Origin of the sequence: Nakamurella lactea DSM 19367 (genome assembly GCF_000426645.1) — a bacterium.
Taxonomy (GTDB): domain Bacteria; phylum Actinomycetota; class Actinomycetes; order Mycobacteriales; family Nakamurellaceae; genus Nakamurella; species Nakamurella lactea.
This window is the reverse complement of the sequence record NZ_AUFT01000011.1, coordinates 249,808-275,925: the sequence shown is the minus strand read 5'-3', so window position 1 is coordinate 275,925 and position 26,118 is coordinate 249,808. Positions and strand designations below refer to the sequence as shown.

At 69.0% G+C, this 26,118-nt stretch carries 19 protein-coding genes; 6 read left to right on the top strand and 13 right to left on the bottom strand.

Translation table 11 applies throughout. From position 1 onward, the window contains the following. The first annotated feature begins 66 nt into the window (after nucleotides 1–66). The gene (locus K340_RS0113230) at nucleotides 67–825 is read left to right on the top strand and encodes an NUDIX hydrolase (RefSeq protein ID WP_084614384.1); all 759 of its coding nucleotides are present in this window, start codon (nucleotides 67–69) and stop codon (nucleotides 823–825) included. Nucleotides 826–958: 133 nt separating this feature from the next. Here the strand turns inward: K340_RS0113230 and K340_RS0113225 are convergent, their stop codons facing one another. Next, the gene (locus tag K340_RS0113225) at nucleotides 959–1,696 is read right to left on the bottom strand and encodes a VIT1/CCC1 transporter family protein (protein ID WP_051266161.1); all 738 of its coding nucleotides are present in this window, start codon (nucleotides 1,694–1,696) and stop codon (nucleotides 959–961) included. A 384-nt stretch (nucleotides 1,697–2,080) separates the two neighbouring features. Between K340_RS0113225 and K340_RS0113220 the strand changes: the two genes are divergently transcribed. Then, a complete protein-coding gene (locus tag K340_RS0113220; protein ID WP_029137065.1) occupies nucleotides 2,081–2,704 on the top strand; it encodes an FMN-binding negative transcriptional regulator in 624 nt (207 codons plus the stop codon). On the opposite strand, the gene K340_RS34335 is transcribed toward K340_RS0113220, so the two are convergent. From K340_RS34335 to K340_RS34330, 6 genes are all read right to left on the bottom strand, one after another. After that, nucleotides 2,695–5,436, bottom strand: a complete 2,742-nt coding sequence (locus tag K340_RS34335) for a M1 family metallopeptidase (RefSeq protein ID WP_051266158.1) — start codon at nucleotides 5,434–5,436, stop codon at nucleotides 2,695–2,697. The two genes, K340_RS0113220 and K340_RS34335, sit on opposite strands and share 10 nt — an antisense overlap. A gap of 7 nt (nucleotides 5,437–5,443) precedes the next feature. Then, nucleotides 5,444–6,511 carry an ABC transporter ATP-binding protein gene (locus tag K340_RS29845; RefSeq protein WP_051266156.1) on the bottom strand — a complete coding sequence of 356 codons (1,068 nt, stop codon included), beginning with the start codon at nucleotides 6,509–6,511 and terminating at the stop codon, nucleotides 5,444–5,446. Then, complete coding sequence (locus K340_RS29840; protein ID WP_051266153.1) at nucleotides 6,508–7,587, bottom strand: ABC transporter ATP-binding protein; 1,080 nt, start codon at nucleotides 7,585–7,587, stop codon at nucleotides 6,508–6,510. Before K340_RS29840 ends, K340_RS29845 begins: the two co-directional genes overlap by 4 nt. Nucleotides 7,588–7,593: 6 nt before the next feature. Next, nucleotides 7,594–8,568 (bottom strand): ABC transporter permease, encoded by a 975-nt coding sequence (locus K340_RS0113200; RefSeq protein ID WP_161632104.1) that lies wholly within the window; start codon nucleotides 8,566–8,568, stop codon nucleotides 7,594–7,596. Beyond that, complete coding sequence (locus tag K340_RS0113195) at nucleotides 8,561–9,490, bottom strand: ABC transporter permease (protein ID WP_029137063.1); 930 nt, start codon at nucleotides 9,488–9,490, stop codon at nucleotides 8,561–8,563. The genes K340_RS0113200 and K340_RS0113195 overlap by 8 nt, the downstream gene beginning before the upstream one ends. A 76-nt stretch (nucleotides 9,491–9,566) precedes the next feature. Continuing rightward, nucleotides 9,567–11,345, bottom strand: a complete 1,779-nt coding sequence (locus tag K340_RS34330; protein ID WP_051266150.1) for a peptide ABC transporter substrate-binding protein — start codon at nucleotides 11,343–11,345, stop codon at nucleotides 9,567–9,569. A 432-nt stretch (nucleotides 11,346–11,777) separates the two neighbouring features. Here K340_RS34330 and K340_RS29830 point away from each other — a divergent pair, with 432 nt between their 5' ends. Then, entirely contained in the window at nucleotides 11,778–12,953 is a 1,176-nt protein-coding gene (locus K340_RS29830) for an amidohydrolase (RefSeq protein WP_051266147.1), read from the top strand. A 133-nt stretch (nucleotides 12,954–13,086) separates the two neighbouring features. Here the strand turns inward: K340_RS29830 and K340_RS29825 are convergent, their stop codons facing one another. Both K340_RS29825 and K340_RS0113175 read right to left on the bottom strand, forming a co-directional pair. Beyond that, nucleotides 13,087–14,385, bottom strand: a complete 1,299-nt coding sequence (locus tag K340_RS29825; protein WP_154674237.1) for an alpha/beta hydrolase-fold protein — start codon at nucleotides 14,383–14,385, stop codon at nucleotides 13,087–13,089. Next, complete coding sequence (locus K340_RS0113175) at nucleotides 14,382–15,755, bottom strand: M14 family metallopeptidase (RefSeq protein WP_029137062.1); 1,374 nt, start codon at nucleotides 15,753–15,755, stop codon at nucleotides 14,382–14,384. Before K340_RS0113175 ends, K340_RS29825 begins: the two co-directional genes overlap by 4 nt. A 148-nt stretch (nucleotides 15,756–15,903) precedes the next feature. Between K340_RS0113175 and K340_RS0113170 the strand changes: the two genes are divergently transcribed. Together K340_RS0113170 and K340_RS0113165 are read left to right on the top strand one after the other, a co-directional pair. After that, complete coding sequence (locus tag K340_RS0113170) at nucleotides 15,904–17,676, top strand: PucR family transcriptional regulator (protein ID WP_029137061.1); 1,773 nt, start codon at nucleotides 15,904–15,906, stop codon at nucleotides 17,674–17,676. A gap of 172 nt (nucleotides 17,677–17,848) precedes the next feature. Continuing rightward, nucleotides 17,849–19,342 (top strand): amidohydrolase, encoded by a 1,494-nt coding sequence (locus K340_RS0113165; protein WP_029137060.1) that lies wholly within the window; start codon nucleotides 17,849–17,851, stop codon nucleotides 19,340–19,342. Here K340_RS0113165 and K340_RS0113160 read toward each other — a convergent pair. Together K340_RS0113160 and dnaE are read right to left on the bottom strand one after the other, a co-directional pair. Further along, nucleotides 19,323–19,949, bottom strand: coding sequence for a DUF2567 domain-containing protein (locus K340_RS0113160; protein WP_029137059.1), 627 nt, complete (start codon nucleotides 19,947–19,949; stop codon nucleotides 19,323–19,325). The genes K340_RS0113165 and K340_RS0113160 overlap by 20 nt on opposite strands. Then, entirely contained in the window at nucleotides 19,946–23,470 is a 3,525-nt protein-coding gene (gene dnaE / locus K340_RS0113155; RefSeq protein ID WP_029137058.1) for a DNA polymerase III subunit alpha, read from the bottom strand. The genes K340_RS0113160 and dnaE overlap by 4 nt, the downstream gene beginning before the upstream one ends. Nucleotides 23,471–23,586: 116 nt before the next feature. On the opposite strand from dnaE, the gene K340_RS0113150 reads away from it, so the two are divergent. Further along, entirely contained in the window at nucleotides 23,587–24,528 is a 942-nt protein-coding gene (locus K340_RS0113150; RefSeq protein ID WP_029137057.1) for a hypothetical protein, read from the top strand. A 21-nt stretch (nucleotides 24,529–24,549) separates the two neighbouring features. Here the strand turns inward: K340_RS0113150 and K340_RS0113145 are convergent, their stop codons facing one another. Further along, nucleotides 24,550–25,476: an RluA family pseudouridine synthase gene (locus K340_RS0113145; RefSeq protein ID WP_029137056.1), complete on the bottom strand. Its 927-nt coding sequence runs from the start codon at nucleotides 25,474–25,476 to the stop codon at nucleotides 24,550–24,552. Next, on the bottom strand, nucleotides 25,469–26,047 hold the full coding sequence (gene lspA / locus K340_RS29820) for a signal peptidase II (RefSeq protein WP_084614398.1): 579 nt from the start codon (nucleotides 26,045–26,047) through the stop codon (nucleotides 25,469–25,471). The genes K340_RS0113145 and lspA overlap by 8 nt, the downstream gene beginning before the upstream one ends. Between the last annotated feature and the right edge of the window lie 71 nt (nucleotides 26,048–26,118).

Here is a 26,118-nt window from a genome sequence, read left to right as displayed (position 1 = left end):
CATTGCCTCCTGCTCGATCGCCCACCGGAGTTGAGCTCCGGAGGTTTTCGACCTACGATCGAAAACATGCCAAATGATAGCAGGACCGCGCAGGCCGCCGAGGTTCTGGTCGCCGTATTCGGTGTTCGCCCGGTCACACTCGGTGCGCGAACTGCTGGCCCGGCTGACGGCAACCCGGGCGAGAAGCGGGCAACCGATCAGGGGCTCCAGATTCTGCTCTGGCGACGGGCGAAGGATCCCGATGCCGGCCGCTGGGCGCTACCGGGTGGGCTGCTGCTGCCCGATGAGGACGTGGACTCCTCGGCCCGGCGCCAGCTGGCCGAGAAGGTCGACCTCACCCAGGTTGCCCACCTCGAACAGACCGGGGTCTTCTCGGCGCCGCACCGGGTCCCCGGGGTGCGGACCATTGCCACCGGGTTCCTCGGGCTGGTCCCGCTGGACGCCGACCCGGCGATCCCGGACGACACCGCCTGGCATCCGGTGGATACCTTGCCGCCCATGGCCTTCGACCACAGCGACATCGCGGCCAGGGCGCACCTGCGGCTGCGCGGCAAGCTCAGCTACACCAACATCGGGTTCGCCCTGGCGCCCGCGGCGTTCACTATCGCGACCTTGCGCCGGATCTACGCGACCGCGCTCGGGCACGACGTGGATCCGACCAACCTGCAGCGCATTCTGAGTCGACGGGGCATGCTGGCGCCGACCGGCACCACCGCATCCCCCGGGCCGGCCGGCGGCCGACCGGCGGCGCTGTACAAATTCGCCGTCACGGACCTGCGGGTGACGGATCCGTTCGCGGCGTTCCGGCCGCCGGATGCGCGCTGATCGAGTAGCGGAAACCGGACCGGCGCCTCTGATCGGGCCATCGATCGGATCGGCGGGGCGTCAGATTCGCCGCTCGACCGTCAGATCACACTCGATCGTCAGACACACTCAGTCGTCAGATCACAGTCGGTCGTCAGATCACACCACCGACAAGGCCACCCAGCAGGTAGGTGATGGCCATCGCGAGCACCCCGCCGCCGACGTTGCGCAGGATCGCGTGCCCGACCGGCGCCCGTCCCAACCTGGCACTGAGCGCCCCCGTGATGCCAAGGGCGACGGCCACCGCCACCACCGTCACCCACGGGTTGGTGGTGACCACGACACCGACCAGCGGGATGGCCGCACCGATGACGAACGATGCGAACGACGCGAAGGCAGCGTGCCAGGGCTCGGTCAACTCGTCCGGGTCGATCCCCAACTTGGCTTCCGCATGGGCGCCGAGCGCGTCGTGATCGGTGAGCTGGCGGGCGATCTGCCTGGCCAGTTCTGCATCGATTCCCTTGGCCGCATAGATCCGGGAGAGTTCGTCGAGTTCCTTCGCCGGATCCTCGGCGAGCTTCCGGCGTTCCTTGGCGATCAGGGCCCGCTCGGTATCGCGTTGCGTCGAGACCGACACGTATTCGCCCACCGCCATCGACATCGCACCGGCCAGCAGGGCAATGATCCCAGCCAGCAGGATCGGCCACCGATCGGTCGTCGCACCGGCGACGCCGAGCACGATGGCCGCGGTCGAGACAATTCCGTCGTTCGCACCGAGAACTCCGGCACGCAACCAATTGAGTCGCCCGGAGATTGATCCGGAAAAAGAATCGTCGCTGATCGGCCGTTCGGCACCGGTCGGAGAATCTGCACGAGATTCAGTGATCGCCATGGCCCAAGTCTGACACGTCCCCGACCGGTTCTCCAGCCAATGAAGGCTACCCTGACCAGCGGAAATGAGAATAGGTTAGGCAATGCTCGGTGACCGTTCCTGGTGCTGGGCAGTCGATTCCACGAACCTATCGATCGCAATTCATAAGGTGAGCCTTTACTCACCTGCAGGCCGAATGGCGCACGCAAGCACGCCATCACCGCGCAATGAACCGCGGACCCCGCGCCTCGCGTGCCCAAACGCGTTTATCGAGTCGAAAAGCGGTCCGATAACCACCAAAGAACCCGCGAACAGGCGGGGGGCTGTGCCGCTCACCAAACCGGCGGTGCGGTTCTTGCCGGCATCCACCAGGACGCAGGCGGTCCGGATCCCTAGGCTGATCCCATGCTGGAGCAACCGATGTTCGCCCTTGAGCACGCCGACGTCCGACAGTTGATCGCCGACCACCCGTGGGCCGAACTGATCAGCTCGTCGCCGGACGACGGCGGTGACCTGGTCGTCTCACATCTGCCGATCCTGCAGGATCCGGACACCGCCGAACCCGTCGTCCTCGGGCATCTGGCCGCCGAAGACGCCCGGATCCATCAGCTCGGCGACCGCCGGGTCGTCCTGGTGGTGCAGGGACCGCACGGGTACATCTCCCCCACCTGGTACCAGGACGGACCCTTCGTGCCGACCTGGAACTTCGCTGTCGCGCACCTGCACGGGGTCCCCGAGGTGCTGGATGCGACCGAGACCTTCCGCATCCTGGACGCCACCTGCGAGCGGATGGAAGCCGAGCGCGGGTCGGGCTGGAAGCTGTCCGGCGTCCAGGAGTACGCCGACCGGATCGCTCCGTACACAACGGGTTTTCGGCTGGTACCGGATCGCATCGTCGGCAAGTCCAAGATGAGTCAGGACAAGCCGCCGGAGATCGTCGACCGGGTGATCGCCGCCCTGCAGACCGATCAGGTGCACGGCAACCAACCGCTCGCCCGGCAGATGCGGACGGCCCGGGATCAGGCCTGACCCCGGCGCGCTGCCCGATCGTCGCGACCGGCGGACACCCGAAGCGCACGTTCGGCCTCGAACGCCTGGTCCGCCAGCGCCAGCCGCACCACCTCCGGCAGGTCAACACGGTCGGCGAGGTCCTTGGCCTGCCGCACGGTTGCCGCCGTCAGCCCCGACGTCGGGAACGCCCACCGGGCGAGCCGGGCTGCCCGCGCCGTTCCACCGGCCGACACCGCCCCCGGCAACCGATCCAGGAATGACGCGGCGATGTCGACCAGGACGGCATCCTGATGTGGTTGCCACAGCCCCTCGGCGAACGGTGCCAACGCGCCGGCCGGCAGATGCGCCGGATCGAGCAACCGATCCAGCGCCAACCGCTTCGCGGCGAGCGAACCTTCTGCGGCGGCGGCGATCTCGGCCGACAACCAGGAGTCCGGGTCGGTGTCCACGGTGAGTTCGAGGTCGATCAGCGATGGATCGTCACCCAACGCCACCAGCCGGCGGACGAGCCGCCAGCGCAAGGTCTGCGGAAGGAACCCGTTCCGCGGCGATCCGGCGCCCGATGCGCGGACACCCGACGGACCGGGACGACGGTCACCGACCTCCAACGCGCGCCGCAATTGTCCGACACTGCGGTCGGCCCAGGCGGTATCGGAGGCAACGAGCCAGGCCCGTTGCTGCCGGGCGGTGCCGGGTGCTGAGGTCTGGGCCACCGAGAGGCAGGCCTCGGCGATCAATTCACCGACCGGACCCCGATCGCGGGGCGCGCTGAACCGGTGTGCCAGCTGCACCGCGGCGTCGGTCAGGGCGACGAACGCGCTGTCGTCCCGTTCCGTCCGTAGGCTCGCGGACAACGTGTGCACCGCCTCCGCGGCGGGAAGTTCGCCGGCCGTCACCGCCTCGGCGAGCAATCGGCGCATGCTGGTGCGGGCACCGGCCGACACCAACGTCTGTCCGTAGGCCAGCAGCGTCCGCATCGACCGCGGATCCAACCGACCGATCGCATACGCGCCATCGGCGCTGTCAACCAGCAGCAGCTCGGCGTCCGCCGCGCCGGTCAGCTCGCCGATCTCGGCGGCCGGACCGCTGACCGTGACCGACACCGTTCGGTCGCGGACCAAGGAACCGTCCACCAGCCGATAGGCCTCGAGCTCGAGCCGATGGGTCCGCAACAGCGGCCAGGCCGCCGGCGCCTCCTGCAACAGCCGGACCGTCGGACCGGTCCGGCCGGCCGCACCGCCGTCGGTCTCCAGACGGCTGTCCACTTCCAGACGCAGGGTGTTCACCCCCGCGGTGCGCAGCCACTCGGCCGCCCAGCGCCGGACGTCGAGATCGGTCACCCGGTCCAACTCGTCCAACAGGCCGTCGACCGTGGTGGCCGCCCAGCCGAAACGGGCGAAATACCGCCGGAGCCCGGCGAGGAAATCTGGTTCGCCGATCCGCTCGATCAGCTGGTTCAGGACGAAAGCGCCCTTGGCGTAGGTGATCGCATCGAAGCTCGCCTCCACCGCCGCCATGTCCGGCACCCGCCGACTGATCGGGTGTGTGCTCGGCGCCTGATCGCCCCGGATCGCCACCGCCTTGAAGTCGACGGCACCGTTGCCGCCGTGGTCGGCGAGTTCCGGGTAACTCCGTAGGGCCCAATGCCCCGCCCAGTCCGCGAACGACTCGCTCAGCCACAGATCGTCCCACCAGCGGGGACTGACCAGGTTGCCGAACCACTGATGGCTCAGTTCGTGCAGCAGGACCATGCCGCGCCTGGCCCGCTGCTCCGGTGTCGGTTCGGTCCGGAAAAGTGCGGCGTCGTTCCAGGTGATGCATCCGAGGTTCTCCATCGCGCCGGGCTGGTCCGGCAGGAAGACGTGATCGTAGGAGTCGCCGGGGCACGGCAGCGCGAACGCCTCGCCGAAGGTGTCCATCCCGTGTGCCGTCAGCGCCAGGAGTTCGGGCGACGAGCTGGCCAGCTCGTCGGCCAGCCCGGCCCTGGCGTAGAGCCCGAGCGGCATCCCCTGGTGCTCACCGGTGATCACCGCGAACGGCCCGGCGCACAGGGCCAGCAGGTACACCGGGATCGGGGGGGTCGGCGCGAACACCCAGCGGCGCAGTCCGTCCGGTGGCCCGCCGGCCGCGGCGTCGGCGCGGCTGCCGGTGCCGTCACTGCGCATGTTCGATACACAGGTCCACTCGGCGGGCGCGATCACCTCGACGGTGAATTCGGCCCGCAAATCCGGCTGATCGAAGCACGGCAACATCCGGCGGGCATCGAACGGCTGGAACTGGGTCCAGGCATACACGGTTCCGTCGGATCGATCGACCGACCGGGACAGCCCGGCCGCCTGCGCGCCGGCCTGGTGCTCGGCGGTGACGGTTACCGTGTTCGACGCCTGGGGCGTCGGAATGACGAGCCGCTCGGCACCGGCCAGCTCTCGTGGGTCGAGGTCGATGTCGTTGTGTCGCAGGCTGATCACCCGCTCGGCGATCAGGTCCAACCAGATCGGGCCGGTGCCGGCACAGTCGAAGTCGACGGTGGTGGTGCTGGTGAAGGTCCCGTCGGCGGCGAATCGACCGAGATCTATGCAGACCCGAGCAGTGGTGCGGCCGATTCGCGCTCCCCGGTCGGCTGCCTCGGCCTGGGTGAGTCCGGAGGCCGAGAACAGCGCTGCCGCCCGTTGCCCGGCCGTCCCGGCCGCCGGCGTCGGCGCAGCCGTACCGCCCGGCGAAATCCCCGGGTCGGCGGTTCGGTCTGCCATTGTCGGCTCAGCTCTCTTCGTCGGGGTGGTAGCAGGCCGCCAGATGCGGGACCGGGGATTCCGGACCAGCAGCGGTGCCGGGGAGCAGCTCCAGGGTCGGCTCGGTACCGGCGCAGACCTCGGTCGCCCGCCAGCACCGTCCCCGGAACCGGCAGCCGCTGGGCAGCTGGAACGGACTGGTGGTATCCCCGGAGAGCAGCCGAGTCGCATACTCGGCGCGGCGCTTCGGATCCGGCTCCGGCATCGCGGACAGCAACGCCGTGGTGAACGGATGACGGGCCCGACCGAAGACGTCGGAGTGGGACCCCTGTTCCATGATGCGGCCCAGATACATCACCGCGATCTCGTCGGCCAGGTGCGCGACCACGCCGAGGTCGTGCGCGATGAAGACGTAGGAGAGCCCCAACTCGGACTGCAGGCGCATCAACAGGTTCACGATCTGGGCCTGCACCGAAGAGTCGAGCGCCGAGACCGGTTCGTCCAACACCAGGATCTTCGGCTCCAGCGCCAACGCCCTGGCGATGCCGACCCGCTGCCGCTGGCCGCCGGAGAGCTGGTGCGGCAATCGGATGGCGTGCGCGCTGGTCAGACCGACCATTTCCAGCAGTTCACGGACCCGCTGCCGGCGCCGGGATCGTGGCACCACCTCCGGGTGGATCCGCAGCGGCTCGGCGACCAGGTCGGCGACCGACAGCCGTGGGTCCAGCGAGGTGTACGGATCCTGGAACACCAGCTGGATGTCCCGCCTGGCCCGGTGCAGGTCCCGACGGTCCAGCGAGCCGAGATCCCTGCCCAGCACCCTGATCTGACCGGAGGTGGGCCTTTCGATGGCGACCAGCAACTTGGCCAGCGTCGACTTTCCACAGCCAGACTCGCCGACCAGCCCGAGGGTGCTGCCCCTGCGCAGGGTCAGGGACACACCGTCGACGGCCGTCAGCGGTGGCCGGGCGGCGGTCATCAGCCCCGACCGGCCGGCGTAGGTCTTGACCACGTTGTCGACCGAGAGCACCACGTCCGAAGCGGTTTTCTGGCCGGCCACGTCCGCCCCGGCTGGCGCGGCATTCCGCTCGCTCATCGGGCACCCCCTCCGATGGCGCCGCCACCCGCGGTGCCGGCCCCGTTCGGTTCGGCCCGGACGCAGAGGTGGCAGGCCGAAAGGCGCTGCCCGGCAGCCGGAACCGGCTCAGCCGCCGGCGGTGGCTGACCGACGCGGGGATCTTCCAGCCAGCGGACCACCGGCGGTTCATCGACACACGCAGCGAAGGCGCGCGGACATCTGGTCCGGAACGAACAACCGGACGGTCGATGCGCCGGATCCGGCGGCGACCCCGGAATTGCCGGCAGCAGGGTGCCACGAAGTTCGGGACGTGGGATGGAATCGAGCAGGGCCTGGGTGTACGGGTGTGCCGGACTTTCGAAGATCGCCCCGCACGAGCCCTGCTCCACGATCCGGCCGCAGTACATCACCGCGATCTCGTCGGCGGTGTTCGCCACCACCCCCATGTCGTGGGTGATCAGCACCAGTCCCATCTGGCGTTGTGCCTGGAGATCGGTCAGCAGTCGCAGGATCTGCGCCTGAATGGTGACGTCCAACGCGGTGGTCGGTTCGTCGGCGATCAGTATCTCCGGGTCCTGCGCCAGGGCCATCGCGATCAGCACCCGTTGTCGCATCCCGCCGGAGAACTCGTGCGGGAACGCGCCGACCCGGGCCTTGGCGGCCGGAATGCCGACCTGATCCATCAGGTCGACGGCCAGCTGACGGGCAGCCCGCCGATCCAGGTGACGGCGCTTGCGGGCGCCTTCGCTGATTTGGAACCCCACCGGTAGCACGGGATTCAAGGCAGAGAGCGCGTCCTGGAACACCATCGCGATCCGCTCACCCCTGACCGCTTGCCGTGCACTCTTCGACATCGACAGCAGGTCGCGGCCGCCCAGCATGATCCGGCCGCCGGTCACCGTCGACGTCCGCCGTGGCAACAAACCCATGATGGCCCTGGCGGTGACCGACTTCCCGGATCCGGATTCGCCGACCACCGCAAGGGTGCGCCCGGCGTACACGTCGTAGTCGACGCCGTCCAGCGCGGTCACCGGTCCGCGCCGGGTCCGGAACTGCACCCGCAGGTCCCGCACGGACAGCAGCGCGTCGGTCACCGCGTCTCACTTCGCTTTCGGGTCGAGGACGTCCCGCAGGCCGTCGCCGAGCAGGACGAAGGCCAGCACGGTGACGGACAGGAACAACGACGGGAACAACAACAGGTGGAAGTCGGTGGTGAAGTAGCGCTGGGCGGTATTGAGTTGCACGCCCCAGGAGATGGCCGGCGACCGCAGCCCCACCCCGAGGAAGGTGAGCCCGGCCTCCGCGGTGATGATGCCACCGATGCTCAGGCTGAGGATCGAAGCCAGCGGTCCGATCGAGTTCGGCACCACGTGGCTGGCGATGATCCGCAGGTGCCCGGCGCCCATTTCCCTTGCGGCCACGACATAGTCCAGATTCGCGGTCTCCAACACCGATGCCCGGAAGACCCTGGTCATCGCCGGCCAGGCGAACAGTGCCAACACGCCGGCCACCGTCCAGACGCTGCGGGTGGGGATGGTGTTCAGCAGGATGATCATCCCGACCAGCGCCGGAAAGCCGAAGAACACGTCCATCACGCGACTGATGACCGAATCCGTTGGGCCGCGGAAGTACCCGGCCAACGCCCCGAGGACCACCGCGACGACGGTGGAACTGGCCACCACCAGCACCGCGATCAACACCGATGCCCTGGTGCCGTAAACCACGTTCGCGTACAGATCGCAGCCCTGCACGTCGAAGCCGAACGGATGGCCGGGCCGGCCGGTGGCATTGGAGTCGATCAACGAGCACTCTCGCGGATCGCCGTGACCGAACCAGCCGGCGAACCACTGCGGGAAGGCCGCCACCAGGAACACCAGCAGCACCAACGCCAGCGGCAGGTAGACGTGCGGTCGGCGCAGCGCCGCCCAGCGTGGTCCTCGGTCGTCCCGGTCGGACACTGCCGCGCCGGTCGGCTGCCCGCCCGGCAGCGGCTCGGCCGGCACCTGATCGGTCAGTCCGTGATCCGTCAGTCCGTGATCAGACAGTTCATTCTCAGACAGTTCATGCTCAGACAAGGCGGATCCTCGGGTCCAGGATCCCGTAGAGCAGATCGACCAGCAGGTTGAGCAGCAGGAAGACAAGGATGAGCAGGGTGCCGATACCGACGACCGTCGCACCGTTGTGCTGCGCGATCCCGCGGAAGACGGCAAATCCCAGGCCCGGCATGTTGAAGATGCCCTCGATCAGCACACTGCCGCTGATCAGGTACCCCAGGCTCAGGCCCAGCACCGAAACGACCGGCAGCAGGGAGTTCCGCAGTACGTGCCGCACCACGATGGTGCGCCGGCCGAGGCCCTTGGCGATAGCCGTGTCGACGTAGTCAGACTGCAGGTTGCCCAGCACACTCGCCCTGGTGAGCCTGGCGATCTCCGGAACCAGGAAGATCGCCAGGCAGACCGCGGGCAACACGTACGACAACGGCCAGCCGTCGGAGACCCCGGACGGCGGAAGCCATCCGAGTTTCACCGCGAACACGTACTTCGCCACGTAGGCCGTCACGAAGTACGGCACGCCGAGGACCAGCGTGGTGCCCGCCAACACGGACGTGTCGAGAAAGCCGCCCGAACGGATCCCGGCAAGGGTGCCGAGCAGCACGCCGAGCAGGCCGCCGAGCACCCAGGCCGTCAGGCCCAGTTTCACCGTCACCGGCCAACTCGCGGCGATCAGCGCGCCGACCGACTTGCCGTTGAGGTCGGTACCGAAGTCGCCGGTCAGCAGCCGTCCCATGTACGCCAGATACTGCTGCAGGAGCGGATCGTCGAGGTGGTACTTGGCCACGATCGCCGCCCGGACCGCCGGTGCCACGGCCTGTCCGGGACCGGCGATGGCCTGCACCGGGTCGCCGGGCAGCGCGTAGACGGCCAGGAAGATCAGGAAGGTGGTGCCCAGCAGGACCGGCACCATGTAGACCAGCCTGCGCACGACATACCTGACCACCGTCGCTACTCCCTTCCTGCCCGCGATTCCCCTTCTCGGCTCCGTCCGGCGGCCGCCCCGCGGCGGTGCCGCCCGCTCAGCCGGTAACGGAGATTGCCGCCAGGTTGGCGCCGCCGAGCAGTTCCGGCTCGACCCCACTGAGCTTCGTGGCGTGCAGCAGCGCGCCGGTCGGGTGGTAGAGCGGGACGGACCGCATGTCGGCCATCGCCACGCCGGACGCTTCGGTCACCTTCTGGTTGAACACCTCGGTCGAGCTCGCCGCCAGCGCATCGCTGAGCAAGGTGGTCAGCTTCTCGTTGGAGTAGCCGGTCGTGTTCAGCGCGGATCCCTTGGTGAACAACGAGTTCAGCAACCCGTACAGGTGTGGGATGTTGGTTCCGGCATAGACGACGAAGGCTCCCTTGAGCGACTGCGCACTGAAGTTCTTGTACAGCTGTCCGATCTCCTGGGTCTCCGTGGTGGCATCGATGCCGAGGTTCGTCCGCCACATGTTGGCGATCGCGTCCGTCACCGCCTGGTTCGTCGGGTCGGTGTAGGTGTACAGGGTGATCGATCCGCTGAAGCCGCCGGCCTCGGCGAGCAGCGATTTCGCCTTCTCGACGTCGAAGGTGCATGCGGCACAGTCCTTCAGGCCGCCGCCGGGCAACGACTCGGGTGCCAGCCCGGTGGCTGCGGTGCCGTTGCCCTTGAGCAGCGCGTCGACGATCGACTGCCGGTCGACCGCCATCGACAGGGCCTGCCGAAGCTTGGGGTTGTCGAACCGCGGGTCCCAGGTCGGGAACCCGAGGGTGACGACTGCCGGATATGCGACGTCGACCAGCTGGTCGGGGAACTCGGTCTTCGCGGAAGCCAGGTCGTTGCCGTCGACCAGAGCCAGATCGATGGCTCCGGCCTGGAAATCGGTGTAGACGGCAGTGGTGTCCTGATACGCCTTCACCGTGATCGACTCCACCTTCGCCTTCTGTTCGCCGGCGTAGCCCGGGTACGCCTCGAGCACCAGCTGGGTGTCACCGGCCTTCATCCCGCCCTCGGCCACCTTGAACGGACCGTTGCCGATCGGGTTGAGGTCGAAGGCCGCGAAGTCCTTGGCGGCACTGGGCGGGATCGGCGCCATGCCCGACGAGGCGAGCAGGCTGGGGAAGAAAGCGTTGGGCGAGGCCAACGTCACCTTCAGGGTGTGTTCGTCCACCACCTTGACGCCGGACAGGGTGGTCGCCGTCGCCTTGTCGCCCTTCGCCGGGTTCATCGCGGTGTAGCCGGCGAAGATGTTCATCAACGAGTTGGCGGTCATCGCATTCTTCGGATCCGCACTGGCGTTCCAGGAGTCCGCGAACGACTGTGCCGTCACCGGCTCGCCGTCGTGGAACGTCCAGCCGTCGTTGAGCACGATCGTCCAGTTCTTCTGGTCCGTGGTCTCGATCGACTTGGCGACGGCGTCGACCAGCTCGCCCTTCGCCGCGTCGTAGCGGGTCAACGGGGTGAACAGCGCGTTGCTGATGTTCGTGCCGTCGGAGAAGCCGGGCATCAGGTGGGTCAGGAAGAACGAGTTGACACCGATGCTGAAGGACCCGCTCGGTGCGCCCTGGCCGCCGTTGGCCGCGGACGTGTCGCCACCGGTCGCACCGGTGGTGGCCGATCCGGAGCCGGAGGTGTCGCTCGCGCTCGGCTCACTCGTGCTGCCGGTGGCCGGCTCGGTGGACGAGGCAGCGGCGCCGGCCGGATCGGTCGAGGTGCTGGCGGAGTCGGTGCCGGATCCGGAACAGGAGGCCAGCAGCAGCGCGGCGGCCGCGAGGACGCCGACTGCTGCTGTCCGGCGACCGAGGCGCCTGCTGATCCTCGGGACGGTGGTAATCATGGGGCGTCTCCTCGATGACTGGATGCCCCATGATGCTGCCGGGGCAAGAGCGGGGTGGTGCGGACGTCGGCGCTCGCAGAATGCCAGGTGGCCATCAGTCGATGGAAGTAGATCGGTGTGTTCCAAGGGTGGGCGTTGCCGGTCACCCGGGCATCGTCGGCCCTCGCAGAGTTTGGGCCGCGGCATTGTGACTCCCTACAACCCGGGGCCGGCAGCTGCCCGAACCTGGACGCCGCCGGCGCAGCTCGGGCCACCGGATGCGGGTCGTAGTCCGTCGTCCCGGGGACAGCCCGCCAGGGCCGGCCGGCGGTCGGCGGCCGCACGCTGTCGGATACGACAATGCTGACCGCCCGATCTGCACCGGTCCACGATGCCCGGCCAGCACCCTGCCGGAGATGATGGCGCCGTACCCGAGGGAAGGAACGCACCACCATGATCCCGTCATACCCGGTAGCTCCCGACGGCCCGGTGATCATCACCGGAGCCCGGCTGGTCCCGATCAGTTCGGATCCGATCGACGACGGGGTGCTGGTGATCGAGCACGGTCTGATCAGTGCGGTCGGCGATCGGGGCACTCGCCGGCCCGACGGCGCGACAATGATCGACGCGGCCGGCTGCTGGGTGTTGCCGGGGTTCATCGACGCGCACACCCACATCGGCACCTTGGAGGAGGGCGTCGGCTGGGCGGGCGACGATCACGACGAGGCGACCGCACCGGTCACTGCGCAGTTGCGGGCGATCGACGCCGTCAACCCGGCCGACATCGCATTCGCCGACGCGGTGGCCGGCGGTGTCCTCGCGGTCGGGGTGAATCCCGGCTCCTGCAACCCGATCGGCGGTCAGTCGGCGGCCCTGCGGACCGTCGGCCGGACGGTGGAACAGATGGTGCTGCGATCCCCCGCCGGTCTGAAATCGGCGCTGGGTGAGAATCCCAAGAAGGCCTACGGCGACCGGCAGCAGCTCCCGTCCACCCGGATGGGCGTGGCTGCGGTGATCCGGCAGGCGCTCACCGACGCGGCGGCCGATCTGGACCGGGTGGCCGCCGGCGACCCGGCGCCCACCGACCTCGGCCGGCGGGCGCTGATGGCGGTGCTCGCCGGGGAGCTGCCGTGGCGTCAACACGTGCATCGCGCCGACGACATCGCCACTGCCGTTCGGCTCGCCGACGAGTTCGGCTACCGGTTGATCGTCGACCACGGCACCGAGGCCCACCTGCTCGCCGACCTGCTGGCCGAACGGAACATTCCCGTACTGCTCGGCCCGTTGATCGTCGGCCGGGGCAAGGTCGAGCTGCGCAACCGTTCATTCGCCAATGCCGCGATTCTGGCCGCCGCCGGCGTCGAGATCTCCTTGGTCACCGACCATCCGGTGGTCCCGATCGAACTGGCCAGGGTGCAGGCCGGGCTGGCCGTCGCGGCGGGGCTACCGGCCGAGGTCGCCCTCAGGGCGCTGACCATGCACCCGGCAAGGGCACTGGGAATCGACGACCGGGTGGGCTCGCTGGCGGTCGGGCTGCAGGCCGACCTGTGCGTCTGGACGGGCGACCCGTTCGAACTGGCGAGCCGGGTGCGGGCGGCATTCGTCGCCGGCCGCCGGGTGTTCGGCTGAGCGTCGCCTGACAGCCGAATCGGGCCGACAGCAACCAGTCTGGCGAACAACGGGCTGACGGACTGGGCTGACGGACAACGGCTGACGGACAACGGCTGACGGACGACCGGCTGACGGACGACCGGCGCAGCGGCTACCGGGCCGGCGTCGGCGGTGCCCACCAGCGCAACGCGGCCGGCAGTTCACAGATCCAGCAGCCGAGATCGTGGCCGCCGTTGAATTCGTGGGTTCGCAGCTCGTATCCACGCCGGCGGAGCGTCTGTGCCATCAGGGCGTGGCTGTCCGCCATGGCCTCGCCTTCGTGACGACCGATGTCCAGACTCACCCGCAACGGCCGGCGCTCCGAGTCGGCGAACCGCTGCGGAACCAGCTCGGGTGATCCGGGCGGCGCATCCCAACCCGTCCACCAGAACGATCCGGACTGGCTCAGCACGGTGCCGAACACATCGGGTCGGGACCAGCCGGCCGACATCGCGGCCAGTCCACCGAAACTCATGCCGTGCAGGGCGATCCGGGCGGGATCGGACGGTACCGGCACCCGGCCGCCGGCCCACGGCAGCAGTTCATCGGTCAGGAAGCCGGTGAACTCGTCCCGGCAGGTCAGCTCCGCATATCTGGTCGCGGTGTCCAGCGATTCCGGTGCCACCACCGCGATCGGCGGCAACCCGCCGTCGGCGATCAGCCGATCCAGAGTCTCCGTCAGCGGTACCCATTCCATCCAGTCCCGGCCGTCGAGCATCACCAGCAGCAACTGCGAGTCCCGCCCGCCCGGCGGCTGGTAGGTCCACACCCGTCTGGTGTTGCCGAGAATCGAGCTGCTGACCCGATCGCACCGAACGGCGCCGGCCGGCGCCGCCGCCCCGGTACCGACCCAGGGCGCCGCGGTGGCCGACGGCAGGGCGAAGGTCGAGTAGGTGATCGACGGCCGCAGCGGGTCGTCGGCCGGCAGCTCCCAGGGTGCCGTGTTCCGCGAGTCCGGTTGGAACCGGGCGGATCTGACGACCGCGGCAGGTGTTCCGGCCGCCGGCAGGTCGGTCAGCGGGTCGCCAGGAGCCAGCACGTACCGACCTCGCAGATCCGAGCCCGCCCGGTAGCTACGGAACAGCAGATCGGAACCCGGGAGGGGCTGCAGGACGTTCTGTGGCAACTGCCACCACAGCGCGGGGCCGCCCATCACCATCACCGGGACCACCGGTTCCGGCAGGCCGACGTCGTCGACACCACGGCGCCAGAGGAACGTCACCCAGTGCTGGTCCGGTTCGGCCGGTTCCACCAACGGTGTCCCGGCAGCCGCGACCTCGTCCCAGAATGCCTGTAACACAGCGGCTCTGCCGGCCCGGCCGGCGGTGGCAAGTTCGGCGGCCAGCCGTGCTATCCGCGGCGCCATCGGCTGCTGGCCCTGCTCGGCGGCCACGGGCCCCGGAACGCTCACCGGTCGGTCCGGGGGCCGGCCAGCCCGTCGGCGGTCGCGAGGATGGCGCCGTACTGGGTGGCGACCAGACTGCGGATCGGCAGCGTCCTGACCTGCTTCTCGATCTCGTCCGCCTCTGCGCACCAGGTCTGGAACAGTGCCGCGAGTTCGAGCCGGCCCTCCCGGATCGCCTTCGCCTGATTGCCGACCGCGAGCTCGCCGTCCAGTGTCTGCAACAACATCCCGCCGAACCGTAGGCGGAACGAGCGCACCTGGTCCATCAACGAGAACTCTTCGGCGATGGTCGCCGGACGGTCGTTGACCGGGTCGTCGATCCGACGCAAGATGCTCTCGTGCAACGAGACCATCCCCGGGACGAAGTAGCGGCTCGCCGCCAGAAACGGGGAATCCTGCGCCGACAGCACCGGTTCGGCGGCGCCCAGGATCCGCTGCAGTTGTTCGGCGAACTCGCCGGTGTTGGCCGCCTGCTGCCGCAACAGCTCGAGATATCCCTGGCCGGCCGGCGAGGCGTCGGAACTGGCCGGATGATGCCAGTACGGAACCTCGGAGAACAGGGTGAGCGTGCCGTACCGAGCGGCATATCCACCTGAGCCGTCACCGCCCCGCAACACGCTCAGGTCGGAGCCGGACTGCTGCAGCGCGTCGTAGATCGGTTTGAATCCCAGGCCCTGGAAGATTCCGTCGGCCAGCCGGGGAATCTCCGGCGACTCCGGCTCGCCTCGATCCAGCGGCAAACCGACCGACTCCGGGATCTCCTGCAGCACCGGGTACAGCTCGGGCATCGGGCGGGACAGGTAGTAGTAGGCACCGCCGAGTTCACTGTTGTGCAGCGAGACCATGAACTCCGGCCGGAGCTCATCGATCAGCCGGACCAGGCCCGCGGTCTCCGGCAGCACCGCATCGAAGTAGTAGTCGTGGTAGTCGACCGGGAATGTCCACTCCACCTGTCGGTCGCCGGCCGGCCGGAAGAAGTGCCGCGCGTAGTGCGTCCGGGTGAACGGACCGGCGAGCCAGCCTTCGTTGAGTCGAAGCCCGTCCGGGTCGATACAGCCGACAATGGTGAATCGCAGACCGATCCGCCGTCGCAGCTCCGGATCCGCACACAGCTGGCGCGCCAGATGCACCGCGGTCAATCCCCCGACCGGCTCGTTCGGGTGCGGCAACGCGAACACCAGTGCCTGCCGATCGCCCTCGCCGACCTGCAGTGCGTGGATCGGATCGCCGAGCCGGGAGGTGGCGATCCGGCGGCGAACGGCGACGTCCGGGAATTCTGCCGCCACTTCGGTCAGCTGTCGCTCGAGCTCGTCGGCGCCGGCGAACCGGTCGTATTCCGGCACCGTCGCCATCTGCCCGCTGATCCACTGGTCCATCGAGACTCCCACCGCTCCCTGCGCCGGCGCGCCGTCCGCACCGTGAGGCCAGTCTGGCCGCCGGCAGACGGTCCGCACACTGCCGCCGGCTGAGAACCTTCTCGTTGCTCCCTGTTGGTTCCTACAAGGCGGCGCTACAGTTCGGCTGATGACGACCGCCACCGATCAGCCGGATGATCAGCCCGACGACTGGCCGTCCCGGCCCTCCCTCGGCCACATCCTGGAGCACCTGGGCATCCGGGTGCTGGACATCGTTGCGGCGCCGGTCGGCCTGGACGTGCCGACCGCCGAGACCGTGGTGGCCGGGCCGGGTGAGCCGATTCCCGATCGGCCGGACGGGATCCTGCTGGCCACGGGCGCGGGCGGCCGGCAGACCATCCGGGCCATCGAGGCGGCCGGCGCGGCCGGGTACGCAGCAGTGGTGGTCAAGTCGTTCGGAACGCCGACCGCCGACTTGGCCATGGCTGCCGGCGCCGCCGGTGTCGCGCTGCTGACCACTCCGGACGATATGTCGTGGCGCCACCTGGATGCGCTGCTCGGCGGCGCCACCCCCACCGTCGGGCCGCCGACCGGAAGGTTCGCCTCCGCCGGCCTCGGCGATCTGTTCTCACTGGCCAATGCGATCGCCGCGGCGGTCGGCGGGGCATTGACCATCGAGGACCCGCACGGCCGGGTGTTGGCCTATTCCAACCTGCCCGAACAGGACATCGACCAGGTTCGCCGGAGCGCGATCCTGGGTCGCCAGACGCCGGACCGGCCGACCAATCACGAGGAATACCAAGCAGTTTTCGCTCACGACGGCCCGATCTCCTACCCGTCGCCGGCACCCGACCACGCCGCCAGGATGGCCGTCGGTCTGTGGGCCGGCCGTCGACCGCTCGGGATCCTCTGGGTGATCAGCGACCGTCCGCCGGTCGCACCGAACGCCCTGGAGATTCTCAGCGAGGCCGGCAAGGTCGCCGAACTGCACCTACTGCGGCTCCGCAGTCACCGCGACCCGGACCGGCTCCGGCGCACCGAGGTGCTGCGCGATCTGCTCAGCGGGCAGGGTTCGGACAGCCCCGGACGGTCCGAACTGGGCCTGGCGCCCGACACGCCGAGCCGCATCCTGGCCATCGCGGCCACCGTCGGCGCCGACGTCGCGCCCTCCGTTCCGGCCCGGATCGTCGACCTGGTCACGCTGTTCTGCGACGGCTGGGACCCGCGGGCGTTGTGCGTCACCATCGACGGCACCGTGTACGCCCTGCTGCCGGAGACCGGCCCGACGCACGAACTGGGCCGGCCGGCCCAGCCGAACCGGTTACGCCGGCTGGCGGTCGACATCGTTTCCACCGCCAGGCGTTCCACCGATCTCGACCTGTTCGTCGGCATCGGCCCGGTCGCGGCCGATACCTCGAGGATCCCCGCGTCCAGGCACAGTGCCGACCGGGTACTGCGGGTGCTGCGCCGGCCACCCGGCACCGCCGGTCGACTGCCGGAGGATCGACGGCCGGAGGATCGGCGGCCGCAGGAGCGTACGCCCGACGGCCCCCCGACCCGACCGGCCGGCGCGTTCGGCAGGGCGCCGGATCCCGAGTCGATGGTCGCGGCGGTCGAGGACGTTCAGCAGACGGTCGCGCTGTTGGCCGTCGCCGATCACCTGCCGCTGGGCGATGGCATGCTGCTGCCTGCCGTCCAGCGCCTGCTGGACACCGACGCCGGCGGCGGCACACCCTATGTCGACACAGTGCTGACCTATCTGGGCACGATGGGCGATATCGCCCGCACCGCCCAACGGCTCACCGTGCACGAGAACACCGTGCGCTACCGCATTCGCCGCGCCGAAGAACTGCTCGGCCTCGACCTGACCGACCCGGACACCGTTCTGGTCAGCTGGTTGCAACTGCGACTGACCAGGCTGACGGCGTCGACCACTGGATGAGCTCCGGCTTCGCACGCTCCCCTGCTTGTGGCTTTCGACAAGACCGACCCCTGGAGTTCCCAGCCACCGACGATGCTCCGAACGCGAACCTGCACATAGCGTCGCGGGCAGGCCACCCGACGACCGCAACCCGCGTCCGCCGCCACGGTTGCCGAGGATTGCCGAGGTTGACGTGTCCGGTCCCGCATTTTCCCCCGATCTGCTGCTGCGCCGGGTTCGCCGCGGGCTCGGCGGACCGGAGGTCGACGTCCGGGTCGCGAACGGCACCGTCATCGGCATCGAAGTCACCGGAGCGGCGCCGGGCGGCGCCGAGGTGATCGACGGGCACGGCGGGACCCTGCTGCCGGGACTCCGGGACGCCCACGTCCACCTCTCGCAGTGGGCCGCGGCACTGCAGCGCGTCGATCTGGCCGCAACCGGATCGGCGGTCGAGGCGGCAGAAGTGATGCGGCGCAAACACTCCGAGTCCGGACTGTCGGCTGGTCAGGTGTTCATCGGCTTCGGGTTCCGGGACGGGCTGTGGCCGGATGCCCCGCACAAAGATCTGCTGCAACGGGTACTTCCACAGGTGCCGGCCGTGCTGATCTCCCAGGATCTGCACTGCGCCTGGTTCTCGCCTGCCGCGCTGCGGCTGGTCGATGTCGACCATCCGACGGGGCTGCTCCGCGAGGCGGACTGTTTCGAGGCACTGCGCCGGCTGCCCGAGGCCTCCGCCGACGAGACCGACGGCTGGGCGATCGAGGCCGCCAACCGGGCAGCCGCCCTCGGCGTCACCGAGATCACCGACTTCGAATTCACCGACTCCACTGTGGTGTGGGCGCGCCGCGCACAGCGCAACGGGCGACTGCCGATCCGGGTGCGGGCGGCGATTCGGCCCGGCGGGATGGCGGAGGCGATCGAGCGGGGGCAACGCACCGGGGCACCGGTGCCGGGCACCGACGCGCTGGTGACGGTCGGACCGTGCAAGACGCTGATGGACGGTTCGCTGAACACCCGCACCGCCTTCTGCCACGACCCCTACCCGGGGGTCGTCGACCCGTTGGAGGCGCGCGGGCTGCTCACCCAAGATCCGGACGAACTCGTTTCGCTGATGAGAACTGCCGCACAGCACGGTCTTTCATTTGCGGTACACGCGATCGGCGACCTGGCCAACACGCTGGCCCTCGACTGCTTCCAGGCTGCCGGGGTCGGTGGGCGGATCGAGCATGCGCAGCTGGTGAGCGAGCGGGACCTTCCGCGCTTCGCCGAGCTCGGGGTCATCGCCGGAGTGCAACCGTCCCACGCGGTCGAGGACCGCGACGTCGCCGATCTGCAGTGGAACTCGCGCACCGACCGGGCCTACCCCTACGCGTCGTTGCTGGCGGCCGGGGCCACCCTCGAGTTCGGGTCCGATGCTCCGGTGTCCCGGCTGGATCCCTGGAACGCCATCGCCGCGGCCGTCACCCGCACCAGCGGCGGCCGACCGCCCTGGCACGGTGAGCAGGCGATCGGCGTGGCCGACGCGATCTCGGCCTCGACCGGCGGCCGGCTCACGCCGTCGGTCGGCGACCGGGCCGACCTGGTACTGCTGGCCCAGGACCCGACGGAGGTCGCCGCCGAGGATCTGGCGCAGATGAATGTGCTGGCAACGATTGTCGACGGGCGGATCAGCCACCGGGCGGAATGATCGGGATCGGAGCGGTCGGCATCGAGGCCAGCGCGTCGGCGCCTTGGGCACCGGTGACGGCACCGGCATCAGGCGGTCGCACACCGGCGGCCGGCGGCCGGCCGAGATCCGGATCCGGATGCCAGGCCGCCAGGAAGGTGTAGATCAGCATCACCGCCATCGGAGTGACGGCCACCAGTGTCCAGCTGATGCTCGGTGGCATCGAGACGATCACCGGCTGGTCGACCGGATGGACGTTCACCGGCAGCTCGCCGCCGGCCATGATCGGACCGAGCCACAAGGCCAGGGCGGATCCGCCGGCCGCCCCGAGCCCGGCCGAGACCAGCAACTGCCAGGATCGGGCGAACCGGATCTGCCAGGCGGCAACGGCCAACACGATGCCGATCACCAGCGAGATCAGCGCGAACATCCCGATCGCGGTGAACCGGTGCATGCTCTCCGTCGGCAGCGACAGCGGATCGCTGTCGACGTAGGCCACCCATCGCTCCTGTGGGGCGATCCGTGCCCACAGCACCGCCTGACCGAGCCCGGACAGGACGCCGACGCCGGCCACCGCGGCGCAGGCCAGATTCCGGGAGGGCACCTTCGGGCGCGGTAGCCCGCTCACGTCAGACAATCCGCACCGAGCAGTGCCTTCAGATCACCCATCAGCGCCGAGGTCGGCGTCACCCGCCAGGCGTCGTCGAGCTGGACCATGGTCTGCCGGCTGCCGTTCATCAGTCGCAGGTGCACGGCAGTGGTGCCGGGATGCTGCCGCAGCACCTCCCGCAACCGGTCGACCACCGGCGGGGTGCAGCGCACCGCGGACATGGTGACCTGCACCGGCCCCTTTCCGGGACCGGCGTTGAGGTCCGGGACGGTCACCGACTGGGCGTGCAGTGACAGCCGTTCGTCGCTGCGGGAAACCCTGGCCTTGACCAGCACGATGGCGTCCTCGGCGAGGTTCAGCGCGTGATCGGCGTACACCCTGGGGAAGAAGGCCACCTCCACACCGCCGGCCAGATCCTCCAGGGTGGCCGAGGCCCATGGGTCGCCGTTCTTCGTCACCCGCCGTTGCAGTCCGGTGAGAATCCCGCCGACCGTGACCATCTGCCGATCGGCGACGGTACCGTCCAGGATCTCCGGGATGGAGCTGTCGCTCTGCGCGCTCAGCAGGTGCTCGAAGCCGGCCAGCGGATGTCCGGACACGTACAGCCCCAACATTTCTCGCTCGAACCCGAGCAACAGCTTGCTGTCCCACTCGGAGTCCGGGATGTCCACCGTCATCCCACCGCCGACCTCCTCGGCCGTCAGGTCGCCGAACAGGTCGAACTGGCCGGCCGCCTCGGCCTTCTTCACGCTCAGCACTGCGTCGATGGCGTCGGTGTGCACCATCAGCAGTCCCTTGCGCGGGTGCTTGAGGGAATCGAAGGCGCCGGCCTTGATCAGCGACTCGACCACCTTCTTGTTGCAGGCGGCCGAATCCACCTTGTCCAGGAAGTCGGAGAAATCGGTGTAGGCGCCCTTCTCCTTGCGGGCGGCGAGAATCCCGGCCACCGCGTTGTTCCCGACGTTGCGGATCGCCGACAGTCCGAACCGGATGTCGGTCCCCACCGGGGTGAAGTTCTTCTCGCTGGCGTTCACGTCCGGTGGCAGCACGGTGATGCCACGGGTGCGGCACTCGGCCAGGTAGATGGCCATCTTGTCCTTGTCGTCACCGACCGAGGTGAGCAGGGCCGCCATGTACTCGGCCGGGTAATTCGCCTTCAGGTAGGCGGTCCAGTACGAGATCACCCCGTAGGCAGCCGAATGCGCCTTGTTGAACGCATAGTCGGAGAACGGCAACAGAATGTCCCAGAGGGTCTTGACCGCCGCCGGCGAAAAGCCCTGGCTGGCCATCCCTTGGGAGAAGCCCTCGTACTGCTTGTCCAGTTCGGACTTCTTCTTCTTGCCCATCGCCCGACGAAGAATGTCGGCCTGTCCGAGCGAGAAGCCGGCCACCTTCTGCGCGATGGCCATCACCTGCTCCTGATAGACGATCAGACCGTAGGTCTCGCCCAGGATCTCGGCCAGCGGCTCGGCCAGTTCCGGATGGATCGGCACCACCGGCTTGCGGCCGTTCTTGCGATGGGCGTACTCGTTGTGGGAGTCGGCACCCATCGGACCAGGGCGGTAGAGCGCGCCGACGGCCGAGATGTCCTCGAAGGTGTCCGGCTTCATCGATCGGAGCAGGGCCCGCATCGGGCCGCCGTCCAGCTGGAAGACGCCGAGCGTGTCGCCGCGCGCCAGCAGCTCGAAAGCGGCCGGATCGTCGAGTGAAAGGTCTTCCAGGACAACGGTTTCGTCGCGGTTGTTCTTGATGTTCTCCAGCGCGTCGTCCAGGATCGTCAGGTTCCGCAGCCCGAGGAAGTCCATCTTGATCAACCCGAGCCGCTCGCAGGTCGGGTAGTCGAACTGGGTGATGACGGCGCCGTCCTGTGGGCGCATCATGATCGGAATCAGATCGATCAGCGGATCCGAGGACATGATCACGCCGGCCGCGTGCACACCCCACTGCCGCTTCAGCCCTTCCAGGCCCTTCGCGGTGTCGACCACCCGTTGCACCTCGGCATCGGACTCGACCAGCGCCCGGAACTCGCTGCCCTCGGAGTAGCGGTCGTGGGTGGGGTCGAAGATCTTCGACAGCGGGACGTCCTTGCCCATCACCGGTGGCGGCATCACCTTGGTGATCCGGTCGCCCATCGAGAACGGATAACCGAGGACGCGCGAGGCGTCTTTCACGGCCTGCTTCGCCTTGATCGTCCCGTAGGTGACGATCTGCGCCACCCGGTCGTCGCCGTACTTGTCGGTGACGTAGCGGATCACGTCGCCGCGCCGGCGCTCGTCGAAGTCGACGTCGAAGTCGGGCATCGACACCCGGTCCGGATTCAGGAACCGCTCGAACAGCAGGCCGTGCTCGATCGGGTTCAGGTCGGTGATCCGCATGGCGTAGGCCACCATCGAACCGGCACCGGAACCGCGGCCGGGCCCGACCCTGATGCCGTTGTTCTTTGACCAGTTGATGAAGTCCGCGACCACCAGGAAGTAGCCGGGGAACCGCATCTTGGTGATGACGTCGACCTCGTAGTCGGCGCGGCGCCGGACCTCGTCGCTGACGCCGTCCGGGAACCGGGCGACCAGCCCCCGATCGACCTCCTTGATGAACCAGCTGGTCTCGTTCTCGCCGTCGGGAACCGGGAACCGGGGCATGTACGAGCTGTTCTCGTCGAACTCGATCTGGCAGCGCTCGGCGATCAGCAGAGTGTTGTCGCAGGCCTCGCGCAGGCCGTGCTTGTCGTCCCAGATCGCCCGCATCTCGGCCGCCGACTTGAGGTAGTAGTCGTGACCCTCGAGCTTGAACCGGTTCGGGTCGTCCAGCGTGCTCTGCGACTGCACGCACAACAACGCCTCGTGCGCGGTGGCGTCCTCGGGCCTGGTGTAGTGCAGGTCGTTGGTGGCGACCATCGGCAGCCCGAGGTCCTTGGCGATCCGCAGCAGCCCGTCGCGCACCCTGTTCTCGATCGCCAGGCCGTGATCCATCAACTCGACGAAGAAGTTGCCGGCACCGAAGATGTCCCGGAACTCCGCGGCGCTGGCCAGTGCCTTGTCGTAGCTGCCGATCCGCAGCCACGTCTGGACCTCACCCGACGGGCAGCCGGTGGTGGCGATCAGGCCCTTGGCGTAATCGTTCAGCAGCTCGCGGTCGGCGCGTGGCTTGAAGTAGAAGCCCTCCAACGAGGACCGCGACGACAGCCGGAACAGGTTGTGCATGCCCTCGGTCGACTCCGACAGCAGCGTCATGTGGGTGTAGGCGCCGGATCCCGAGACGTCGTCCTGACCGCCGGAAGCCCACTGGACGCGCGACTTGTCGTACCGCGCGGTGTTCGGGGTGAGGTAGGCCTCCAGCCCGATGATCGGTTTGACCCCGGCCGCCTTGGCCTTCGAGTAGAAGTCGTAGGCGCCGAAGACGTTGCCGTGATCGGTCATCGCCAGGGCGGGCATCTGCAGGTCCGCGGCCCTGGCGAACAGTTCGGTGAGCCTGGCAGCCCCATCGAGCATCGAGTACTCGGTGTGCACATGCAGATGAACGAAGGAGTCGTCAGACACCAACCGGCTCCTTCCAGCCACGCACGATCTATGAGTGTCCGTTCTACCACCCTGGGCCGACACCGCCGGGACACCGACACCCGCCCGACCCGCCGACCTGGTGAAGTAGGTTCGATGGGGTGACGAGTCTTCCGAACGGTGACGGCGATCGCCGTCGCCCGGTGCCCGACGCCGTCGATCTGCGGCTGCTCGCCGAACTGGCGAAGACGCCGTCGGCCGGGCTCCCGCAGCTCGCCTGGCAGGCCGGCCTCGGTCAGCAGGACGCGGCCGCCAGGCTGGTGACGATGAACGATGCCGGCCTGCCGCTGCGGCTGGTCGCCGAGGGCGACCCGGCCGCGCTCTGGCAGATCGTGCAACGCGGCCCGGTGCCCGCGGCGACGCCGAATATGCCGCCGCCGGCCTGGCAGCAGACAGCCGCGCGGCCCGGTCCGGTGGTGTCCCCGGCCGGCCCCGCGTCACCGGATGCCGCGATGACGCCGATGTCACCCGAGTCGATGTGGGGAGTTCCCGGCACCGCCGCCTGGGCGTCGAGAGAGGCCGATCCGGCCTCGACCACGCAGCAGGGGTGGTCGACCGAGGTCACGGCGACCACACTCGCCGAGCGCGCCGCCGGTCCCGCCCAGGTGCCTCCGATGACGCACACTCCCCCGGTCGGTACCGCGCAGCGGGCCGTCGGGCTGTCCGGCGAGCGGCTGGTGGTGACGGTGACCGAGGTGGTCGACCCCGGCGACGACATCCTGAGCGCGGCGGGGTTTCGGCTCGACGACACCGAGCGGGCCGTGCTGGTCCGCACCACCGTCGCCAACGACGGGCCGGCGCCGCACGACTGCATGCCCGACCTGTACCTCTTCCTGGTCGCCGCCGACGGCCGCGCCCTGCCGAAGGCGCCGGTCGCGATCGGGGGCCATCCGGCCCATCGGGTCGGGGTGGCCGGCGGCGACTCGGCCGACGGTTGGACCATCTTCCTGATCGACTCCGACGTCGCGGTGGTCGGCGTGCGCTGGTGTGTGCGGCCCGATCTGGCCGACCGGACGCTCACCTGGTCGCTGCCGACGGCCTGACCCCGTCGGGCGGGGTTCCCGTCAGCCCTGGCGGAGCACGTCCAGCGCAGCGGCCAGGTCGGCGGGATAGTCGCTGTCGAACCTGACCGTCCGGCCGTCCGCCGGATGAGCGAACGACAGCGACCTGGCATGCAGCCACTGCCGTTGCAGAGCAACTGTTTTCGCCAGCGTCGGATCGGCGCCGTAGGTCAGGTCCCCGACCAGCGGGTGCTTCATCGCCGAGAAATGCACCCGGATCTGGTGGGTCCGGCCGGTCTCCAGATGAACCTCCAGCAGGGTCGCCGACCGGAACGCCTCCAGTGTTTCGTAATGCGTCACCGACTCGCGACCACCGGCCACCACGGCAAACTTGTAGTCCGCCTTGGGATGTCGACCGATCGGTGCATCGATGGTGCCGGCGGTGGGGTCGGGGAAACCCTGGATCACCGCGTGGTAGACCTTGTCGACGGTGCGCTGGCGGAAGGCGTCCTTGAGCACCGAGTAGGCGTGCTCACTCTTGGCCACCACCATCACCCCGGTGGTGCCGACATCCAGTCGGTGCACGATCCCCTGCCGCTCCGCCGCCCCCGAGGTGGCCAGCGAGATCCCCAGCCCGGCAAGGGCTCCGAGCACGGTGGGTCCGGTCCAGCCCGGCGACGGGTGCGCCGCGACACCGACCGGTTTGTCGACCACCACGATGTCGTCGTCCTGATAGATCACGGCGAGCCCGTCGACCGTCTCCGGCCGCACCTGCGGTCCGCGGTCCGGCTCGGGCAGGGTCACCTCCAGCCAGCCGCCCGCTTCCAGTCGGGTCGAACGGCTCACCTGCGCGCCGTCGAGCAGCACGTCGCCGGTGTCGATCAGGGTGGCGATGCTGGTCCGGCTCATCCCCAGCATCCTGGCCAGCCCGGCATCGACCCGCAGGCCGGCCAGTCCTTCCGGCACCGGCATCCGGCGATAGTCAGCCATCGGCTCGGTCGGCGCCTGAGGCGACCGTGGCCCGGTGCTCGCGGCGCGGCCTGGTCCCGTCGAACTCGATGCCCAGCACGGCCGTCAGCACCAGCAGCACGCCGCCGATGGTGATCGCCGAGTCCGCCACGTTGAACACCGGGAAGTGCTCAGCGTTCGGACCGAACACCGACACGAAGTCGACCACGTGGCCACGCATCACTCCCGGGCTGCGGAAGATCCGGTCCGACAGGTTGCCGAGCGCACCACCCAGGATCAGACCGAGGCTGGTGGCCCACATCGCCGACCGCAGCTTCGAGGCCATCCGGATGATCACCACCACCACGGCGAGTGCGACGATCGCCAGGATCCAGGTCATCCCGGTGCCGATCGAGAAGGCCGCGCCGGGGTTGCGGATCAGCGAGAAGTACACCAGCCCGCCGAGGATCCGCGGCGACGGTCCGCCTTCGGTCAGGTTGGCGACGGCAATCACCTTGGTGATCTGGTCGGCGATCAGGATCAGCACGGCCAGTACCAGTACCAACCCCCACTTGCGGGACGCCGCAGGCGCCGTAGGGCTGACGGGGGCGATGTCGGGCGCCGCCGCAGCGTGGTCGTCAGCCGGGTCGGCGGCAGTGTCGTCAGCGGGACGATCGGCAACTG

Coding starts and splice junctions, on each gene's coding strand:
- K340_RS0113230 (WP_084614384.1), top strand. CDS start 67: ATGCCAAATGATAGCAGGACCGCGCAGGCCGCCGAGGTTCTGGTCGCC.
- K340_RS0113225 (WP_051266161.1), bottom strand. CDS start 1,696: ATGGCGATCACTGAATCTCGTGCAGATTCTCCGACCGGTGCCGAACGG.
- K340_RS0113220 (WP_029137065.1), top strand. CDS start 2,081: ATGCTGGAGCAACCGATGTTCGCCCTTGAGCACGCCGACGTCCGACAG.
- K340_RS34335 (WP_051266158.1), bottom strand. CDS start 5,436: ATGGCAGACCGAACCGCCGACCCGGGGATTTCGCCGGGCGGTACGGCT.
- K340_RS29845 (WP_051266156.1), bottom strand. CDS start 6,511: ATGAGCGAGCGGAATGCCGCGCCAGCCGGGGCGGACGTGGCCGGCCAG.
- K340_RS34330 (WP_051266150.1), bottom strand. CDS start 11,345: ATGATTACCACCGTCCCGAGGATCAGCAGGCGCCTCGGTCGCCGGACA.
- K340_RS29830 (WP_051266147.1), top strand. CDS start 11,778: ATGATCCCGTCATACCCGGTAGCTCCCGACGGCCCGGTGATCATCACC.
- K340_RS0113175 (WP_029137062.1), bottom strand. CDS start 15,755: ATGGACCAGTGGATCAGCGGGCAGATGGCGACGGTGCCGGAATACGAC.
- K340_RS0113170 (WP_029137061.1), top strand. CDS start 15,904: ATGACGACCGCCACCGATCAGCCGGATGATCAGCCCGACGACTGGCCG.
- K340_RS0113145 (WP_029137056.1), bottom strand. CDS start 25,476: ATGGCTGACTATCGCCGGATGCCGGTGCCGGAAGGACTGGCCGGCCTG.